The sequence below is a fragment of the Rhodococcus sp. GB-02 genome, assembly GCF_053470465.1.
Map to the genome: position 1 here is coordinate 1228176 of NZ_JBPUKE010000002.1, position 19198 is coordinate 1247373.

A 19198-nucleotide genomic window follows, 5' to 3' on the forward strand; every position below is an offset into this window, starting at 1 on the left:
TCCGAGATCAGGGGGCTGGAGTATCGACGAAGATGTCGATCGCCAACGGTGACTGACCGCCGTACTGCGAGAAATCCGAGATCCCCGCCTCACGCAAGATCTCGACGTCGAGCACTGTGCGACCGGTATCCGTGCCGGCTGGACGCCCGAGAATCTCGATCGCCGCATCGGCCATGATCTCGGGTGAACGCGAGTGATCGATACTGTCGTCTCCCCCGAGCAGATTTCCGACAGCGGCAGTGGCGATCATGGTCTCCGGCCACAAGCAATTGCTCGAAATCGGTGTACCTGAATACTCCGCGGCGATACCCAAGGCCGCCAATGTCATTCCGTACTTGGCCAGCATGTAGCCCGGATGAGCGCCCAACCAGTGCGGCGAAAAGTTGAGCGGCGGCGACAGCGTCAATACGTGCGCGTTGGCCGAAACCCGAAGCTGCGGAAGGCACGCGCGGGTGAGCGCGAAGGTGCCACGGACGTTGACCTGCTGCATCAGATCGAATCGCTTCATCGATAGGTCTGCGCTTTTCGAGATGTCGAGGACGCTCGCATTGTTGACCACGATGTCGATGCCTCCGAAGTGCTCTACCGCGGTTGCCACGGCCCGCGCGATGTCGTCGTCGTTCCTCACGTCACCAACTATGGGAACGGCATGCCCCTCGAGTTCGTTCAACTCGTCGACAGCGGTGTGGATTGTCCCGGGCAGCCTGGGATCTGGCGTATCGGTCTTGGCGAGCAACACGATGTTTCCGCCGCGACGCGCTAGCGCACGGGCGATGGCAAGTCCGATACCACGGCTTCCCCCGGACATAATCGCGGTTCGTCCGCGGAAGTTCTTGTCGTCCAAAACGAATCCTTGTCATCGTCGACGGTCTTCGTCGCTGCGGATGTGGCCGAGGGAAGTCCCGACACGACCACTCGTCGCCTTCCACGATATGAGCGCCTTACCGCGATGACTACGTCCGCGGAGCATCAAGAATCATTGATCCGTTGTCCTGACGGGACAACGGATCAAGGCGATCAGCCACCCACCGGACGCAGGATCCACCATCCGCCGAGCACCAGCACCGCGACGTTCACGAGCAGGAACAAACCGACCCAGACGATCGCGGGTATCGGTGAGAGCCTGGCCAATTGGTCTGCGTCCGAGTCCGGTGCCCCACCTCGTCGCATCCGCTGCCGTTGAAGTTCCACGACGGGGCGTGGTCCGGCAAAGAGGAGGAAGAGCGTCAGGAAGTACGCTGCGGCCACTTGCTGCTCCTGGGTCCCCCACCAGACGAGCCCGAACAACACTGCTCCCACCACGGCAAGTGAGAAGATTCCGTAGAGGTTTCGGATCAGGACCATCATGACCGCGATCACGAACACACCGATCCACAGCACCGAGACCGCACGCTGCGCACCCAACAGACCGGCCGCACCGAGGCCGAGAATCGACGGCCCGACGTACCCCGCGAACGTCATCAGGATGACGCCGAAGCCGGTCGGCTTGCCGGACGAAATCGCAACACCCGACGTATCCGAATGCAGGCGAAGGCCTTTCAACCGTCGACCGACCAGGACTGCGACGATCAGATGAGCACCCTCGTGTGCGATGGTGACGACGTTGCGTGCGATCCGCCACAGGTGCGGCTCGAGAACGATGATCACGGCAATCAACGCGGCCAACTGAACTACCCACGCCGGCGGATTGGGGCTGACGGCCGCCACCCGATCCCACGCGGTTTCGAGGGCGTTCACTCCGCTTGTCCGCGCAGGTATCGGCCGAAGTGCGGGACTGTGAATCCGATGGACCCCCGTTCGGCCGAGTAGATGAGGCCCTTCTTGATCAGTCCGTCCCGTGCCGGCGACAGCGAAGCCGGCTTACGGCCGAGCTCGACGGCGATCTTCGCGGTCGCGACAGGTCCGTCGTCTCCGGCGAGATCGGCCATGGCTCGCATGTACTCGCGCTCCGCGGGCGTTGCTCGCTCGTACCGTGATCCGAAGAAACCGACAGCGAGTTCTTCCTCCGCGGTTGGTGCGCCGACGCGCACGTCTTCTGCCGTGATCGGACTCGAGGCCGCCACATCCCACGTGGCTTTTCCGTAGGCCTGGACGAAGTACGGATACCCGTCGGCCGCTTCGTATAGAGCGTCGAGCGCGGATTCGGTGAACTCGACGTCCTCACGCTCGGCAGGTGCAATCAGGGCCTGATCTGCAGCTTCACGCTCGAGCCGGTCGATCCGGTGGTAGCTGAACAGGCGCTCCGAGTAGCTTTTCGACGCCGACAGCACGGCAGGCAGATGCGGAAGCCCCGCCCCGACGACGATCAACGGTGCCGCGTCCTGACTCAACTCGTGGCAGGCCCCGCAGATCGCCGAGACATCCGCGGCACCGAGGTCCTGCATCTCGTCGATGAAGATTGCGATCCCGACGCCGACATCCCTGGCCAGCGACGACGCGTCGAGCAGCAACTCGACCAGGTCGATCTCGATGTCGCCGCTGTCTGCCCGACCTTTGATCGCGGGTGCGTCGATGCCTGGCTGCCAACGCTCGCGCATTCCCTTGTCCGCGGTGGAGCGTAGGGCAAACGATTTGAGGACTCCGAGGAACTGCTCGACCCGCTCCGGATCGCGATGGGAGACCGCGATCTCGCGGACTGCCATGTGCAGCGCCGACGAGAGTGGGCGTCGTAAATCCTGGTCGGGGCGCGCCTCGATCTTTCCGGTCCCCCAGCTGCGGGAGATCGCGGCCGAACGCAACTGATTGAGCAGGACGGTCTTGCCGACGCCACGCAATCCGGTGAGGACAACACTTCGTTCCGGGCGGCCACGTGCGATCCGCTCGAGCACGACGTCGAAAGCATCGATCTGCTTGTCGCGCCCGGCGAGTTCCGGCGGGCGTTGACCGGCACCGGGGGCATACGGATTGCGCACGGGGTCCATGCCCATCGACGGTACAAGCAGAGTAGACGAATATCCCGCTCTCTAGCGCGTGTCCTAGAGAGAACTAGGGACGGCAATATCGGCTCGACCTTGTCGAATCAGGCTCCCGGCATGTCGTCTAACAGTCCCGGCTTGACGCTCGGGCGAAGTCCCCGGCCACGTGGGCCCCAATTGCTCCGGCCAGAATGATCGCCGGATGCGCCGCGGCCAGATAGAGCCCCGACACGCCTTCGGCGAAGCCCAGCAGTGGGCGGCCACCACGCGGAATGGGACGGTCAGCGATTACCGCCTCGATCAGTTCCACGTGGTCACCGTCAACGAGCTGACTGCGGACTGCCTGCAGCGTCGGCTCGGCCAGCTCGCGAGCATCTCCGGAGAACCCGGCCGGAACATCCTCAGCCGCAATCAGTGTCGTGTCATCCAATTGCCGGATCTCGAAATCCGGAGTGGAGAGTATTCCGTTCACCAGTGTGCGGGGAGTCGAGAATCTGATTAGGCAACATGGCGAGGCGTCGACCTTGACGTCGACTCCCGCCGACGCCGCGAGCTCGGGGATCGCGGTACCTGCAGCGAGCACGGTGGTCGATCCGTAGACGGGACCGTCGGCAGTCATTACACCGCACACTCTCATGCCCTCCGCGAGCATCGAGAGCACACTGACATCGGAATACACTGTGGCACCGTATGCTTCGGCACTTCGCAGGAGCGATCGAGCGAATGCAACCGGGTCAACGCCGCCGTCATCGGGTGCGTACGCTGCCACCACCGGGGCCGTCCGCAATCCCGGCTCACGAGCAAGGATCTCCTCTTTGCCGATGAGGTCGACGGGATGGCCGAGTGCTCGATGAGCATCTACGAACGCTCGGGTCTCCGCTTCCGTCTCTTCCCAGGTGATCGCACCTCTGCGGCGCAAACCGATTGGTTCGACGAGTTCGCGCTCCAGGCGGTCGAATTCGACTGCGGCGCCTTGCCGGAACGGATCTGAGTAAGTTTCTGCGACACTCTTCGAGAGGCCGACCCAGGCAAAGGAGTTGCCGGTCACCCCTCCTGCCACCGAGCCGTGCTCCAGCACGGTGACTCGGAGACCAATGCGCGCCAGGTGATACGCGATCGACGCGCCGACGACGCCGGCACCAATCACCAGGATCGGACCGTCGTTTCGACCATTTGGTTCCGTCACCAGTGGACCATATCTACGAGCCGTACCCTGGATCCACTCAATTTGGATGCAAGGACGTCGGCGTTAGGGGAGGACTAGGCTCATTCCCGCTCGGCGGCGAGGGCAACAGCCCGCTCGAAGGTGTGGACGAGCACTGCACGTCGAGCGACCTTGTGATCCTCGTCAGGTTCGAGTTCGTCGATGTAGCCATCCCACACGCGCAGATATCGATCGCGCCAGTCGATCAGCACTTGCGACGACGGAAAGGTCACACCGACTCGTTTCGTCTGGGCAATATCGGTGAGAATCTCGAGCCAGGCCGGCACCATCTCCCCGCCCCATTCATCCGGCTCCAGACTCGAATCGTCTTCGAACTCGGCAGTGATATCGTCCACGATTCGACCGGTCAGTACCCCCAACCCATCCGCGACGGTGTCACTGTCAAAGTTTCCCGGACCCCAGACTCCCACAAAACCTCCCGCTGTCGCTCGTATCGATAGTGGATAACCTGACCAATTAGCCCAGGCCTGAAACTGAGACTGGGGCAACAGATCCTGTCGGATCCCCCGGAAACTGAAGGTGTGCCTGGGTCTTTCCCAGAACCGTCTGACCCTTGTGCATGACGGTGACATCGATGCGCGCAGTGCGCGTTGTGGAGTCGATCCGCGCGATCTTCGCAGCGATGGAGAGATCTGCACCATCAACGGCATCGACTACGACGGGCCGAGTGAAGCGAGTTTCATACGAGATCACACCGCTCGGGTCACCAACCCAGTCGACGATGGCTTGCAAAGCAATTCCGGCGGTGAGCATTCCGTGCGCCAGAACTCCCGGTAGCCCAGCCGCAGTAGCGATTGCTTCGTTGAAATGGATCGGGTTCATGTCGCCAGAGGCACCTGCGTAGCGAACTAGGTCATCACGAGTGAGGACCAGATCGACCTTCGCGACGATGTCACCGAGGACGAGGTTCTCGAAGACCGGCACGGCGGGAATGGTCATGCCTCTTCTCCTCGCGCCAGCAGGGTCGAGGTGACCGTCGCGACCAAAGCCTCGGTCGCGTCGTGAATCTCGGAAACTGTCGACAGGATCGCACTGCCTGCTCGCACTGTCACCCCTGTAATCGTCAGTGTCGTGGACAGGTCATCGCCAGCGACTATCGGACGCTGATGCTCGATCTTCTCGGAAGTATGCACCACACGCGTTGGATCGAGCCCAGTATCCGGCGTGCGCAGCAGAGCCATGATCGCTCGTTGCTGGACAACGGTTGTGAATGTTGTCGGCGCGATGACATCGACGAACCCGGCCTCCCTGGCGACACCGACATCATGGTGCAAGGGATTGCTCGAACGCACCGCCAGAGCGAACTCGCGAATCTTCTCGCGCCCGACAAGGTACGAAGACGAGGGAAACACCCGGCCGGCGAGCGCTGGGTTCACAGGAGACATCCCGAAATACTAACGGCGGCCGACTTCGGGTTGATTCGTGGCCTGAGGTCTCGTCGGCCCGAGAATGCGATCGAGGAGACGCTCAACCAACTGGACCGCCAATTCTGCTGTGGCGTAGCCGGGAAGCATCCCCTGGGCGAGCCCGGCGACAGCCGCCAGAATGAGCTCGGCGTCGAGGTCGGGATCCATTGACGGCGCAACCGCGTCCCGATTGGTCACTCGTTGAAGCTGGCCGGAAATGAGCGCTGTCAACTCTCTCGGGGCAGTGAGGGTTTCCTCGGCGGCGATTCCTTGTCCGGTCAGTGCGGCAGCGTGGAAGGCGCCGAGAACAATCGCTTCCTCTCGACGTTGCTGATCAAGCGGGAGCATGCCGACGAGGAACGCTGAAATGACCTCGCGGGGTGTCGCTTCCGCGCCCAGAACAGACAACTCCTGCATGAGGCGAGCACCCGCATCCTGACGAACGGCTTGATGCGTCGCGAGGAGGAACTCCCGCTTCGTACCGAAGTAGTACTGCACGAGACGCACCGAAATCCCAGCCTCGGCAGCAACGGACTGAAACGTCACCGCCGCGAGCCCACCGTCGACAATCACTCGCCGCACCGCATCGGTGATCTCCCGTTGCCGCACTTCATGGTCGACCAGTCGCGGCATGTGGCTGTCCTTCCCCTTTCGAATGGATGACTTTGACTCGTTAATGATACGCACGTACCGCCATAGTGATACGTTCGTACCATCAAATCAATCGCAGCGAGAGGGGCACTCATGCCGAAGATCGGACGATTCAAGAACGAGGCATCAAAGCAGGCGTACGACCGCATCTACCGAGAACTGGAAGACACCTGGCCGGTTCCGTCGACACAACTCGACGTGCCGACATCGTTCGGAACCACCCATGTCCGCAGGTCGGGGACCGGCACGGAAACGCCGATCGTCCTGCTGCACGCAGTCGGCGCCAATTGCCTGCAATGGCACATCGTCATCGAGGACCTGTGCCGAGACCGAGTCGTTTATGCGCTGGACACGATCGGTACCGCAGGCCGCAGTGTGCAGACCGCTCCATTGACCGGGGAATCCGACTTCGCCACCTGGGTGGGCGAGGTATTGAACGAACTCGGGGTCGATCGCGTCCACCTGGTCGGCTACTCGCACGGTGCGTGGCACGCCGTTCTCGTGGCACTTCATTCTCCTGAACGACTGGCGAGTGTGACGCTCATCGAACCGGGTGGAGTCTTCGACAAGCCCTCGTGGCGTGTGCTGCTGAAGATGGTCCGCGCCGGTATGCGTCGCACCGACAAAAATATTCGCAGGCTCAACGATTGGCTCTCCCCCGGGTACGTCATCGGCGATCGCGAGTTCGCGTTGGTTACAGAGGCATTGAACTACCGGCCCGGTATCGGATGGGCGCGGATGCTAGAGGATACAGAAGTGCAGTCAATCTCGGTTCCCATGCTCGTAATCTCCGACGCCGAGACAGTGGTCTCCAACCCCAAGCAGGTGGCCGCGAGGCTAGCCGATCTTCAACCTGAAGCCGAGGTGGAGATTTATGCCGGAACCGGCCACGGAATCCTGGGTCACATACCTGATCGGGTAGTTCCCCGACTCATGAGGTTCGTCCGCAATCACGACGACGCGAAACAAATGTGATCTCCCCGATCAGGCACCGGTAGGGCGATAGCCTCGCCATCATCTTTTGGACCGTCGATCAGGACGGGTCGACAGCCGGGCGACTGAATACCGAAGTGCCCCGGCATGTTCTACACTTCGGCGCTTTCAATCTTGTGCGCCTCAATCAGGGGCGGGCTCAGGGTTTTCCTGGATGAATCGCAGATTGCGAACCCGTACGCTATCGCCATGGACTTGATGGTCTGGATCGTCACGACGCCATTTCTTGCAGCAGCACTCGCGGGCGTGATGCGACGAACATTGGGGACGAGAGTCGGATGGCCGCGAACCCTTGCAGTCGCGGTGATAGCGCTCTCGGTGGGAGTCCCACTGTCGGGATATGTTGCAACACTTGCAGGAATTGCCAGCCAAGACGATCAACTTCTGGTGAGCGTAGGAACAGCGCTCATATTCTTCGGAGTTGTCGCGCTCTGGGTGTTCGCAGCATGCCTGGCCGCATTGGTTTTCCTCGAAGTCGTCGTTCCTACGGGGTCCCTACCAGGTCCGTCGGAAGCCTTGCGGCGCAGTCGAAAATCGTGGCGCCGAACGAAGCGGTACGTGCAGATCATGAGTATCTTCGTGCGAGCGGGAGGCGGGTCAGCTCTCCGCGCCGGACCGTCCGCACCTCAGTTCGGGGACGCGTTGGTCGAGATTGTCAGCCGATGCGGTGTCACTTTCGTGAAGTTGGGACAGATCCTCGGGACGCGAGACGACCTCATAGCACCCGAGCTGGCTCGTGCACTCTCGTCCTTGCAAAGTTCGGCGCGCCCGGCTGATCCCGACCGTATCGCGGAGCTACTGGCATCGGAACTCGGCGACGCACCAGAGTCGGTGTTCGCGCGGTTCGATGTGGAGCCGTTCGCCGCCGCCTCTGTCGCACAGGTACATTCCGCGCGCACCGTTGAAGGTGTCGACGTTGTGGTGAAGGTTCAACGCCCCGAGGCGAGCGCACAGGTGAGCGTGGATTGCGATATCTTCCTCCGCGTTTCATCCCTTGCGGAAACCCGTTTTCCCTGGGCACACGATATCGGCGTTCATCGACTCGCCGGCGGGCTCGTCACGTCGCTGCTCGAAGAGCTCGACTACCGCACCGAGGCCGCGAACACCGCCACGATCGCCGCCACGATGGTGAGTCGATCGGATATTGTCGTTCCGCACATCTACCCCGAACTCAGCAGCGGACGAGTGGTCGTGATGGAGCGTCTTCACGGAACACCACTTTCCGACGGCGAGGCAGCGCTCACCGACGTCGACGTCGACTCTCGCAGCAGAATTGCGAACGAGCTTCTTGCATCGCTGCTCGACGGGATCTTCGTCCACGGGGTGTTCCACGCCGATCTGCACCCGGGCAACATCATGATCCTTGACGACGGACGCGTCGGCCTACTCGACTTCGGCGCGGTAGGTGTTCTGGACGGGGAGACACGGATCCTGTTCGCCGTACTCCTGAATGCCGCACTGGCAGGTGACCCGGTGGCAACAGTCGACGCGATGCTGATGGCATTCGACGTGCCTGATGACGTGGATCGTGGAGCGCTGCGTCACCAAGTAGGCCGCGAGATCACCCTTCTCGGTCTTGCGCCCAATGTTTCCATGGGATCGTTCGCGCGAATGTTCACCGCGCTTCGAGAGCACCGAATAGGTGTGCCGGGAGACGTCGCAGCAGCTTTCCGTTCACTCGCGTCGGTGGAACGCGCCCTCCGGCTTCTGGATCCGAACATCGACCTCGTCTCCGCGGTGCGCGCCGAAGTACCCCGACTGTTGACCCAGGTCGCCAGCCCCTCCGCAGCGGCGCAGGCGATGCTGTCGACGATTGCGGTCACAACGGCCGTGGTCAGGCGGCTGCCTGGTCAGCTCGACCAGATCACGACCTCACTGGCGTCGGGAAGCTTCACACTCCGAACCCGCTCCATCGCGCACCCCGACGACAGGCGATGGCTCCGACGGTCGACGAACAACGCCCTGGGTATGGCGGCTGGAGTGACCGCGCTGATCGTCGCGGCGATCCTGCTGTCCGTACCTGGCGGACCACAACTCACACCTCAGCTGTCAGGCTACGCACTCGTGAGTGCGGTACTGGGCTTCGTCGGGGTTGTTCTGTGCATGCGGACCGTGTTCCGTTTGTTCACACTCGACAACAGGTAACCAAGCACTGATGTTCATCGCTTTATCTCGATGTCGTCGAAGTCGAGCGCCAGGAGCGTCGGCCGCGAGAGGACACGGCCACCTGGACCCCGCGGGAGAACGCGCCGTCGGGTGGGGAATGTGAGGCCGTCGAACTGGCGGTGCTGGTCGCAGTAAAGCGCAGCTCTCGCCCAGCTGCCTATCGGTTCGGCGACGAAGTCGTGCCGGCGGATGAGGCCACCGTTGTCGACATAAAAGGTCTGCTGCCGGCAATGGGTATCGATTGCCGGTGCGAACGTTGCCTGCAGTCGTCGCCATTGCTGCCCGGATTCCTGCCAAGGTTCGGCTTCGGTGACAGTGATGTCGTCGCGCGCGAGCAGCAGCGGTGCCGTCAGATAGTTCCAAAAGGCGTAGCCGGCGAAGTAAGCGGTGTCGAGCGCGTCCCAGCGAAAGTTGCGCCGGATTCCACTCAACCCGAAGAACTCTGGACGCGGGTCGGTTCGGCTCTCGAGTTGTTCGCCGTCACGAGTTTCGATCCGCACGACGCCCTTGTCGAACACAGCGCGCTCGCCGACACGCGGAAAGTCTTGGAGGAGAGTGCGTTGCTCGGCAACTTGTACCTCGACCGTAAACGTCGCGAGCTTGTTGCCGGGGAAGCGCCCAGGCAACAGACCGCCGAGGCGTCCCCGCGCCGTGATCGCTGGAACGGACTGCCAATGTTCGACTCCGCCATGTGCGGTGAGAACTTCATCGAGCAATTCGTTCATGTCTCGTCGCTTTCCGTCCCCTGGCGGAACTGAGGAATCAGTGATCAGACGGACGCGATGCTGGCGTTGCGTTCTTCCGGCGGTACCACTGCCAGCTTGCGGTGATGATGACGGCGCCGGCGAGGGAACCCAGGATGCCGCTGGGACGCAATGATATTCCGTCGCCCGCAATCAAACTCACAAGCAGTCCGCCCACCAGCGAACCACCGATTCCAGCGATGAACGCGAAGGTCCAATCCACTCGTGCGGCCCTCTGCCCCAGAATCAACTGGGCTCCCGCTCCGATGACGATCCCGAACAGAAGAATTCCGATGATGAGCATGAGCTGAGACCCTTTCGTGGAGTGACGACGCAAGGCGCGAACGACTTACTGAACGACTTACTCTGCGCTATCTTTCCGGTATGTCTCTTATGTCGTGGTGAAATCCGTGTGAAAGGTCTTCGCCGCCCACTGCACGTTGCTAGGACGACGCCAGTGTCGTCGCCCAGCGGTAGTCCGCCTTACCGGCCGGGGTTCGCTTGACTTCATCGACCAGCACGATCGTGCGCGGCACTTTGTATCCGGCCAACGTCTTGCGGCAATGTTCCTGAACCGCTTCGAGAGTCAACTCGTCAGATCCGGGGTAGGTCGCGATCACCGCTGCGACCTGCTGCCCCATGCGCGGGTCGGGTGCGGGGACAACAAGCGCGTCCGATATTGCCGGATGCGCGTGAAGGGCGGCCTCGACCTCTTCGGCGAATACCTTCTCGCCGCCGGTGTTGATGCACTGTGAGCCGCGGCCGAGGAAGACAATGGTGCCGTCCGCTTCCACCTTGCCCATGTCGCCGAGCACCGAAAGACGGGTGCCATCAGCGCGGGTCGGGAACGTCCGGGCGGTCTTCTCCTCGTCCTTGTAGTAACCGAGCGGGACGTTTCCGATGCGCGCGATGTATCCCACATCGTCGGAGCCAGCTGGGATCTCTTCGAGACGCTCGTCAACCAGAATCATGTTCGGCGAGGGCGGCATCCGCAGATTTCCTGCCTCGTCGATAGCGAAGGCGCCGTCGTTGCCTGACTCCGAGGCTCCGAAGTTGTCCCGCAACAGCAGGTCCGGCTTCACCGCCAGCATGCGGTCCCGGACGCTGGTGGACCAGATCGCGCCACCCGAGGTGATCGAGAACAGGGTGCTGAAATCAACCTCGTCTTTGCGGCGTTCCATCTCGTCGACCAACGGCAGTCCCATACCGTCGCCGACGATCAAGATCACCTGTACCGAGTCCTTCTCGATCGCTTCGACGACCTTCGCCGGGTCGAACTCTCGTCGTAGAACAACCCGCGCACCGAGGGTGAGGAAGGTGAACAGCGAGTACAACGCGGCGCCATGCATCAGAGGGGCGGCAACGAGGAACGAGAGTTCCGGAAATTCCTTTGCAGCACTGGCGATCTCGGCGAGATCCTGCCGCGCTCCCTCGCCGTACGGATTTCCGCCGGAGAGCGGCTTACGGAAGAAGTCGTCGTGACGCCACATGACGCCCTTCGGGTATCCGGTTGTCCCGCCGGTGTAGAGCAGGTACACGTCGTCGCCCGAACGGGAGTCGAACTCTCCCACTGGCGACTGCTCACGAGCGTCGTCGAAGGAAACCACGGAAACTTCGTGCTCATTCGCGGCAGCGACCAGGTCGGCGTCGATCTCGCCGATCACGATCACCGTCTTCACCTTCGGGCATGCACCGAAGAGGGAAGCAAGGACACGCTGATGTTCGGGAAGCTCTACGACAACCGCGACCGAGTCGGAGTTGGTGAAGATGTACTCCAGTTCGGCGGGCGTGTACCGGTAGTTCACGTTGATCGGGACCGCACGGATCTTGATCAACCCGAGGATCGACGTGACATGTTCAACGCTGTTCTTCAGGAACAGAGCCACGTGGTCACCACGTGAGATACCGGCTTGCGCGAGCAGGTTGGCGGTTCGATTGGCTTCGGCGTCCAACTGAGCGTAGGAGAAGTTCTCTCCCTCGTAAGTCAAGGCGACGCGATCAGGTACCGAGCTGGCGACGGTTTCGAATACATCAGCGAGGTTGAACTGCATCGTCTTCCCTTTCAGAGTCTGCGCCGCGATATCGAGGCATACAACCCTGAATCTAGAACACGTTCCATGTCACGCGAGGCGAAACGGAACGATTAGCTGATCATTACCTGGACCTGACCTTTATCGGTGCGGCAACTATCGGTGCGGCAACGGCCGAGGCTGCACCTCCCGACATCCATTCGGTGAGCAGGGTCTGCCACGACCCACAATGACAGCGCAGATAGGTGACCGTCCCCTCGCTTGTTCGATGCCGGGATTCGACCTCCCAGCGATGGATGCAACCGATCGGCGTGAGCTCTGTTTTTTTCATGCAACGAGCATGATGTAATGGCATTGTGCATCTCAACCCTTACGGCGAATATGCGGTGACGCTGGCCGCCGACCTGGCCAATCGACATCCCGAAAGCTTGGCCGAACTCGTCGAACGCTGCGTCGATGCAGGCATCATTCTCGATTTCCCCATCGCCGAGAAGGACCTCGACGAAACCCTCGACCTTCTGATCGAGTGGTCGAAAATCGTCGACGTCACGGACGAGACGGCACGCGCCGAATTGGTGAACATCATGCTCGAGCAAGCGTCGGCGTATCCGCGTATGACCAACCACGCGAACGACGGCTGGCATCTGCACTACCGCGATCCCCAACAGTCACTCGCCGAGGTCCTCAAGGCACTCTTCTCGGTGGGCACGGCGCTACACCTCGTCGGCCGCGGCATGCACCGATTAGGTCGATGCACCCTGGACGAGTGCACCAACATCTACGCTGACACCTCCCGCAACGGCAATCAGCGGTACTGCTCCCCCACATGCGCGAATCGCGACGCGGTACGGCGCCACCGCGCACGAAACTGAGTCGTAGACACTAGGACGTCGGGCCGACCACCTCGAAGTCGGAACCACCTTGGTAGTCGAACTGGAAGCTGACAGCCAGTCCCACGACGGCGACCGACGCCGCGACAATGCTTCTGAGGGCGCGTTTGAATCCACCACTTCGCATTTTCCGAACCTCCAGGCACGTCGGTCAGATCACCAGATGCATGAAGAATAGACCGCTCAGTCGGAAAATTGGGGAGACAGACGGTGAGCTACCCGAAAAGGCCCTCGGCGCTGCCACTGCCGAACAGGTCGCTCAAGCTGCCGGTATTGATGCCGCTGAACGGTCCGCCGATGACAACCAGGCTTGGTACGCCAGGAACCGGCTTACCCAACGTCTCGAGATCGAGAAGATCGGAGCAGGCGCCGAGCACGGCGTAGGTTCCGTCCGGAACATCGGTCACGGTGTTGGTGACCGTCTGCCCCTTGCCCACGGCGAACAGCGAGGCCGGATCGGTGATCTTGGGGTACACCACAAGGTTCGGATCGAGCAGTTTCAGCGGATCATCAAGCACAGCAGCAGAATCCGCGGCGTTGACGACAAACGCCTGGCACAACGGAGCAATGCCCGTGTTGTTGTTCGTGATCGTCAGTGACAGATCGTTTCCGGTCACCTTGTACGAGACGACCGGCGGGACCACCTCGGCCGACGCAGTTGCAGGATTGACCATCGCGACGCCTGCCGCGGTTGCAGCGGCAACCGCCACGGTTCCCACTACGCGACGTACTCCACTTGTGCCCAGCTTCATCGAGGTTCCTTTCGTACTGCGCCTTGAGTTCGGCAACAGTGCGCAGCCTAGATCGGATCTAGCGCCCGAAATGGCCCATTTGTCCCGCCGGGAGGTCATGCCCGAAAGATCGGGACAAACGTCCCGTTCTCGAAGAGCTCGCTGTTCGACTCAGTTCCCACTGGAGACGAAGGGCGTTCGCACCGGTCCGCCGGCCGAACCGTGCGGTGCCACCAATCCACGCTTTTCGAGGATCGGACGCACGCCCTCACCGAACTGATACGCCTCTTCGAGATGCGGATACCCCGACAGTACGAAGTGATCCAGACCGATCGCTGCGTACTCGGCAATCCGATCAGCCACTTCTTGGTGCGAACCGACCAATGCGGTGCCCGCTCCCCCTCGGACCAACCCGACGCCGGTCCACAGGTTCGGCGCAATTTCCAGCGACCTTGCTCCGACGCCCTGCTTGTAAGCCGAACCGCCGCCGTGCAATTCCAGCATCCGACGCTGACCTTCGGAGCCGGATCGCGCAAGACTCGCCTGAGCCTGCTCGACGGTCGCCGGGTCGAGCGCGCTGAGCAGCCGATCCGCTTCTGCCCATGCCTGCTCCGAGGTGTCCCGGCTGATGACGTGCAAACGGATTCCGTAGTCGAGGTGCCGACCTTGAACTTCTGCGAGGTCGCGAATCCAGGCGATCTTGGCGGCGACAGCGGACGGCGTCTCACCCCAGGTGAGGTAGGTGTCGGCGTAACGCGATGCGACGGTTCCGGCTGCCGGCGAGGATCCGCCGAAGAAGATGGGCGGTACCGGATCCGGAATACGCTGCAGCGTAGCCTTTTCCACGTTGACGTACTCACCGGAAAAATCAACCGGACCGTTACCGGACCACAGCTGGCGGATCACGTCGAGGAACTCGCCGCATCGTGCGTACCGCTGGTTCTTGTCGAGGAAATCACCGAAGGTGCGCTGCTCGTGGTCCTCCCCGCCGGTGACGACGTTGAGCAGCAGGCGACCGCCCGATTGCCATTGGAAGGTTGCGGCCATCTGGGCGGCAAGCGTGGGGCTGAGCAATCCCGGGCGCAGAGCAACCAGAAACTTGAGTGTCTCGCTGGTCTCGACCATCATCGCCGTCGTCAGCCATGCGTCTTCGCACCACGCGCCGGTGGGCGTGAGGACGGCTTCGAAACCGTTCGTCTCAGCGGCCGCGCCGATCTGATTGAGGTATTTCAGCGTCGCCGGACGATCACCGGACATCGAGCTGCCGTGCCCACCCGCCATCAGATTCCGGGAATCACCGTAAGTAGGCAAGAACCAGTGGAAGCGCAGTGACACGGTGATTCCTTTCGTCGACGAACAGGCAGAACTCTTCTGTCATTACAACCACACGCCACCTGGAAGAACAGGGTTGAAATCACCCTGATCGCTATGGGTGCCCACTTTCGGCTCCGGCGATACCTTCGTGAATTTGCACCGCAACCCGGGGGCTCCGATGACCACGTTTGCCGAAGTCGAGCACAATTCACCGTTCTCGAACGAAACCGACGGTGAGCGACGTTCCAGACTGAGAACCGTCGTCGCAGCAAGCCTGCTCGGCACGACGGTCGAGTGGTACGACTTCTTCCTCTACGCGACGGCCGCGAGCCTGGTCTTCAACCAACTGTTCTTCCCGAATCAGAGTTCTTTTGTCGGGACGATGCTTTCTTTTGCGACCTTCGCGGTCGGCTTTCTCGTTCGCCCCATCGGTGGAGTGGTGTTCGGTCACATCGGCGATCGCATCGGACGCAAGAAGACGCTGGCTCTCACGATGTTCATCATGGGTATCGCGACGGCGCTCATGGGTGTTCTTCCAACTGCCGCCCAGATCGGAGTCGTGGCACCGATTCTGCTTCTGCTGCTTCGCATCCTGCAGGGATTTGCTCTCGGCGGTGAGTGGGCCGGAGCCGTCCTTCTCGCGGTGGAACACAGTCCGGAGAAGAAGCGCGGCCTGTTCGGCAGCATCCCGCAGATCGGATTAGCCCTCGGGTTGGCATTGGGCACAGGAATGTTCGCGCTGCTTCAAACGATCTTCGACGACGACCAGTTTCTCCGTTTCGGCTGGCGCATCACCTTTGTTCTGAGCTTGGTTCTCGTGATCGTAGGGTTGGTGGTCCGTTTGAAGGTGGATGAGACGCCGGCATTTCAGGCGGTTCGCGACCTCGAACAACGCTCCTCCGCACCGCTCAAGGAAGTCTTCCAAGGAAAGGTCGCCCGAAACACCGTACTGGGCATGCTGTCTCGCTGGGGCGAGGGCGCTGCCTTCAATACCTGGGGCGTCTTTGCAATCACTTATGCAACCAAGACTCTGCATTTCGAGAAGGTTCCCGTACTTCTCGTAGTCACAGTCGCCGCGGTCGTGATGGCGATCTTGCTGCCTTTCTCCGGTTTGCTCACCGATCGGTTCGGCCCGCAACGGGTCTACATCGTGGGCATCGCCGCGTACGGCCTTGCGATCTTCCCCGCCCTCGCACTGTTCGGGACCGAGAGCCTTCTGCTCTTCGGAGTCGCGATGGTCGTGGTCTTCGGAGTGATTCACGCCCTGTTCTACGGCGCCCAGGGAACGCTCTACGCGAGCGTCTACCCCACCGAAATCCGGTACACCGGGTTGTCCGTCGTCTACCAGTTCTCGGGTATCTACGCCTCCGGCGTCACTCCTCTGATCCTGACTGCACTGATCGGCGCCAGCGGCGGTTCACCGTGGCTGGCATGTGGATATCTGGTGGCCACCTCGGCGATCAGCGTCGTCGCCACTGCGGCGATCAGGAAGCGTGATCTGTACCTGTAGTGGATGACATCTAAATATCTCTATCTCTTGCATATTTACTAGATATTTATAGAAAGACCTGCGAAGAAGAACAGATCGAGATACGCCCACGCATCGGATACATCGGTGTATCGTTTGGGTTCCACCCGACGGAGGCGCCGATGACGACTGGAACGGACAACTCGCCGGCCAAGCGCGTCACCAAACGCCGTGGTCAGACCAGACAGCGCCTTCTGGACGCGGCCGCGGACGTCTTCTCCGAATCCGGGTTCGGACATGCAACGGTCGAGCAGATCTGCGAACGCGGCGGATACTCCAGAGGCGCGTTCTACTCCAACTTCGATTCACTCGACGAACTGTTCTTCGCGATGTGGGAGCAGCGATCTGCAGCAATGCTCTCCGACCTCCGGTCGGCGACGGAGTCGATCACCGCCGGCAACGCCGTCGACATCCATTCCGCCGTGGCCCGAATAGTGGCCGTGGTTCCGGTCGACCCGCAGTGGTACCGGATCAACGCAGAATTCACAGCCCACGCGCTCCGCAACCCGGCACTTCGTAAAGCGCTTGCCGACCGTGAAGACGCAATTCTTCGGACCCTGCTTCCCATCGTGGAGTCCGCACTCAGCGATGTCGGTCGAACAATCGTCGGTGACCCGACGTCGCTGGGACGAGCGTTGGTCGCAGTTCACGACGGCACGAGCGTGCAGTGCCTCATCGATACCGACACCAACGCCGCCTTCGCGCTGCGTCGCGATGTCTTCACTCGAATTCTGCTGTCCTACAGCGAAATAATCCAGAACAACCAATCTGAAGAGGAGCTGTCGTGAGCGAACAAGCTGACGTCATCGTTGTCGGGGCAGGGCTGGCGGGACTGGTCGCCACCTACGAACTGACGCGCGCCGGCCGCAAAGTCCTTGTGGTGGAACAGGAGAACGCGGCCAACCTCGGAGCGCAGGCATTCTGGTCGCTCGGCGGACTCTTCCTCGTGAACAGCCCCGAACAACGCCGACTCGGCATCAAGGACTCCCTCGAGTTGGCCATGCAGGACTGGATGGGCACCGCCGCATTCGACCGCGACCGCGAAGATCACTGGCCGCGTCAGTGGGCCAAGGCGTACGTCGAGTTCGCGGCCGGAGACAAGCGTCAGTACCTGCACGATCTGGGCCTTCGCCTGATGCCCAACGTCGGCTGGGCCGAGCGCGGGCGCGGAATGGCTCTCGGACACGGCAATTCGGTGCCGCGCTTCCACCTCACCTGGGGCACCGGACCTGGCGTCGTCGACGTTTTCCTGACCAAGGTCATCGCTGCCCAGAAACGTGGGCTGGTCACATTCAAGCACCGCCACCAGGTGGATCAATTAGTGGTGACCGATGGTGCGGTCACGGGTGTACGAGGAACCGTCCTCGAACCTTCCAGTGATCTGCGCGGTGTGAAGAGTTCACGCACCCCCGTCGGCGAATTCGAGTTCGCCGCACAGGCCGTGGTGGTCACCTCCGGTGGAATCGGCGGCAATTACGAACTGGTGAAGAAGAATTGGCCGGAGCGACTCGGCAAGGCACCGAAGCACATGCTGACCGGCGTGCCCGCGCACGTCGACGGACGCATGCTCGAAATCACCGAATCCGCGGGCGGAAACATCGTCAACCGCGACCGCATGTGGCACTACACCGAAGGCATCCAGAACTGGAATCCGATCTGGCCGAACCACGGAATCCGCATCATCCCCGGACCGTCCTCGATGTGGTTCGACGCCACCGGCAAGCGTCTGCCGGTCCCCAATTTCCCGGGCTTCGACACGATGGGGACCTTCAAGTACATCCTGGACAGCGGCCACGAGTACACGTGGTTCATTCTCGATCAGAAGATCATCGAGAAGGAGTTCGCACTATCGGGATCGGAACAGAACCCGGACTTCACCAACCGCGACTTCAAGCTCCTTCTCGAACGAATCAAGAAGGGTGCCCCGGGACCGGTCGAGGCGTTCAAGCAGAAGGGCGCAGACTTCGTGGTGCGCACCAATCTTCGCGATCTGGTCGACGGCATGAACGCCCTCACCGACGAACCCCTCCTCGACTACGAGGACATCGAGCGCGAGATGATCGCCCGTGACCGCGAAGTCGACAACAAGTACAGCAAGGACTTCCAGGTCACTGCCATCCACGGTGCCCGTAATCTGTTGGCAGACAAGATCGTGCGCGTCGTTGCGCCGCACAAGATCCTGGACCCCAAGAACGGCCCACTGATCGCGGTCCGGTTGCACCTGCTCACCCGCAAGACTCTCGGCGGCTTGGAAACCAACCTGGATTCACAGGTCATCAAGGCCGACGGCAGCGTCTTCGACGGCCTGTACGCGGCCGGTGAGGTCGCGGGCTTCGGCGGCGGCGGAGTCCACGGTTACAGCGCGCTCGAAGGGACCTTCCTCGGTGGCTGCATCTTCTCGGGCCGCGCAGCCGGACGAGCATTGGCGCGCGACCTGTAGCCCAAATCAGGCGAGCGAATGCGTGACCAGTATGTGGTGGGCGCGCATTCGCCGTGCCTCGTGCACGGATTGATGGTGGTGATGGTGCGTCGGCCCGCGCGCGTGGCGGACCAGATCGTGAACGGTTCGGATGACGGTCGGCATTGCGCCCCTCCCTCAGGAGATT

21 protein-coding genes are annotated in these 19198 nt (G+C 61.6%); 6 read left to right on the forward strand and 15 right to left on the reverse strand.

Going from position 1 to position 19198, the window contains the following annotated elements; genetic code table 11:
• Window positions 1-7: 7 nt before the first annotated feature.
• The 8 genes from ACSW29_RS19055 to ACSW29_RS19090 all read right to left on the reverse strand — a co-directional run bounded on the left by ACSW29_RS19055 (window position 8) and on the right by ACSW29_RS19090 (window position 6179).
• Entirely contained in the window at window positions 8-844 is an 837-nt protein-coding gene (locus tag ACSW29_RS19055) for an SDR family oxidoreductase (RefSeq protein ID WP_317825881.1), read from the reverse strand.
• A 173-nt stretch (window positions 845-1017) separates the two neighbouring features.
• Complete coding sequence (locus ACSW29_RS19060; RefSeq protein ID WP_230815115.1) at window positions 1018-1737, reverse strand: M50 family metallopeptidase; 720 nt, start codon at window positions 1735-1737, stop codon at window positions 1018-1020.
• Window positions 1734-2921, reverse strand: a complete 1188-nt coding sequence (locus ACSW29_RS19065; RefSeq protein WP_448278009.1) for an AAA family ATPase — start codon at window positions 2919-2921, stop codon at window positions 1734-1736. Before ACSW29_RS19065 ends, ACSW29_RS19060 begins: the two co-directional genes overlap by 4 nt.
• A 118-nt stretch (window positions 2922-3039) precedes the next feature.
• On the reverse strand, window positions 3040-4101 hold the full coding sequence (locus ACSW29_RS19070) for an NAD(P)/FAD-dependent oxidoreductase (protein WP_317825882.1): 1062 nt from the start codon (window positions 4099-4101) through the stop codon (window positions 3040-3042).
• 80 nt (window positions 4102-4181) lie between these two features.
• A complete protein-coding gene (locus ACSW29_RS19075) occupies window positions 4182-4475 on the reverse strand; it encodes a DUF4259 domain-containing protein (protein WP_317825883.1) in 294 nt (97 codons plus the stop codon).
• A 121-nt stretch (window positions 4476-4596) separates the two neighbouring features.
• On the reverse strand, window positions 4597-5079 hold the full coding sequence (locus ACSW29_RS19080) for a MaoC/PaaZ C-terminal domain-containing protein (RefSeq protein ID WP_448278010.1): 483 nt from the start codon (window positions 5077-5079) through the stop codon (window positions 4597-4599).
• On the reverse strand, window positions 5076-5525 hold the full coding sequence (locus ACSW29_RS19085) for an FAS1-like dehydratase domain-containing protein (protein ID WP_124569115.1): 450 nt from the start codon (window positions 5523-5525) through the stop codon (window positions 5076-5078). The genes ACSW29_RS19080 and ACSW29_RS19085 overlap by 4 nt, the downstream gene beginning before the upstream one ends.
• Window positions 5526-5534: 9 nt before the next feature.
• Window positions 5535-6179 (reverse strand): TetR/AcrR family transcriptional regulator, encoded by a 645-nt coding sequence (locus tag ACSW29_RS19090; RefSeq protein WP_448278011.1) that lies wholly within the window; start codon window positions 6177-6179, stop codon window positions 5535-5537.
• 111 nt (window positions 6180-6290) lie between these two features.
• On the opposite strand from ACSW29_RS19090, the gene ACSW29_RS19095 reads away from it, so the two are divergent.
• On the forward strand, window positions 6291-7172 hold the full coding sequence (locus ACSW29_RS19095; RefSeq protein ID WP_448278012.1) for an alpha/beta fold hydrolase: 882 nt from the start codon (window positions 6291-6293) through the stop codon (window positions 7170-7172).
• Window positions 7173-7379: 207 nt separating this feature from the next.
• Window positions 7380-9335, forward strand: a complete 1956-nt coding sequence (locus ACSW29_RS19100) for an ABC1 kinase family protein (RefSeq protein ID WP_448278013.1) — start codon at window positions 7380-7382, stop codon at window positions 9333-9335.
• A 14-nt stretch (window positions 9336-9349) separates the two neighbouring features.
• Here the strand turns inward: ACSW29_RS19100 and ACSW29_RS19105 are convergent, their stop codons facing one another.
• The 3 genes from ACSW29_RS19105 to ACSW29_RS19115 form a co-directional block, all read right to left on the reverse strand.
• Entirely contained in the window at window positions 9350-10081 is a 732-nt protein-coding gene (locus ACSW29_RS19105) for a hypothetical protein (RefSeq protein WP_230817582.1), read from the reverse strand.
• Between the two features lie 37 nt (window positions 10082-10118).
• Window positions 10119-10403, reverse strand: coding sequence for a hypothetical protein (locus ACSW29_RS19110; protein ID WP_230817581.1), 285 nt, complete (start codon window positions 10401-10403; stop codon window positions 10119-10121).
• A gap of 139 nt (window positions 10404-10542) precedes the next feature.
• Entirely contained in the window at window positions 10543-12150 is a 1608-nt protein-coding gene (locus tag ACSW29_RS19115; protein ID WP_230817579.1) for an AMP-binding protein, read from the reverse strand.
• Between the two features lie 335 nt (window positions 12151-12485).
• Here ACSW29_RS19115 and ACSW29_RS19120 point away from each other — a divergent pair, with 335 nt between their 5' ends.
• Window positions 12486-13001 carry a CGNR zinc finger domain-containing protein gene (locus tag ACSW29_RS19120; protein ID WP_448278014.1) on the forward strand — a complete coding sequence of 172 codons (516 nt, stop codon included), beginning with the start codon at window positions 12486-12488 and terminating at the stop codon, window positions 12999-13001.
• 10 nt (window positions 13002-13011) lie between these two features.
• On the opposite strand, the gene ACSW29_RS19125 is transcribed toward ACSW29_RS19120, so the two are convergent.
• The 3 genes from ACSW29_RS19125 to ACSW29_RS19135 all read right to left on the reverse strand — a co-directional run bounded on the left by ACSW29_RS19125 (window position 13012) and on the right by ACSW29_RS19135 (window position 15085).
• Window positions 13012-13146, reverse strand: coding sequence for a hypothetical protein (locus ACSW29_RS19125; RefSeq protein WP_269068824.1), 135 nt, complete (start codon window positions 13144-13146; stop codon window positions 13012-13014).
• A gap of 88 nt (window positions 13147-13234) precedes the next feature.
• Window positions 13235-13771 (reverse strand): hypothetical protein, encoded by a 537-nt coding sequence (locus ACSW29_RS19130; protein ID WP_317825891.1) that lies wholly within the window; start codon window positions 13769-13771, stop codon window positions 13235-13237.
• 150 nt (window positions 13772-13921) lie between these two features.
• Window positions 13922-15085 carry an LLM class flavin-dependent oxidoreductase gene (locus tag ACSW29_RS19135; protein WP_448278015.1) on the reverse strand — a complete coding sequence of 388 codons (1164 nt, stop codon included), beginning with the start codon at window positions 15083-15085 and terminating at the stop codon, window positions 13922-13924.
• 157 nt (window positions 15086-15242) lie between these two features.
• Here ACSW29_RS19135 and ACSW29_RS19140 point away from each other — a divergent pair, with 157 nt between their 5' ends.
• The 3 genes from ACSW29_RS19140 to ACSW29_RS19150 all read left to right on the forward strand — a co-directional run bounded on the left by ACSW29_RS19140 (window position 15243) and on the right by ACSW29_RS19150 (window position 19032).
• Entirely contained in the window at window positions 15243-16574 is a 1332-nt protein-coding gene (locus ACSW29_RS19140; protein ID WP_448278016.1) for an MFS transporter, read from the forward strand.
• Window positions 16575-16714: 140 nt separating this feature from the next.
• Window positions 16715-17380, forward strand: coding sequence for a TetR/AcrR family transcriptional regulator (locus ACSW29_RS19145; protein WP_347874869.1), 666 nt, complete (start codon window positions 16715-16717; stop codon window positions 17378-17380).
• The gene (locus ACSW29_RS19150) at window positions 17377-19032 is read left to right on the forward strand and encodes an FAD-binding dehydrogenase (protein WP_317825895.1); all 1656 of its coding nucleotides are present in this window, start codon (window positions 17377-17379) and stop codon (window positions 19030-19032) included. Before ACSW29_RS19145 ends, ACSW29_RS19150 begins: the two co-directional genes overlap by 4 nt.
• A gap of 6 nt (window positions 19033-19038) precedes the next feature.
• Here ACSW29_RS19150 and ACSW29_RS19155 read toward each other — a convergent pair whose 3' ends face one another.
• Window positions 19039-19176, reverse strand: a complete 138-nt coding sequence (locus tag ACSW29_RS19155; RefSeq protein WP_153211511.1) for a hypothetical protein — start codon at window positions 19174-19176, stop codon at window positions 19039-19041.
• Window positions 19177-19198: the final 22 nt, after the last annotated feature.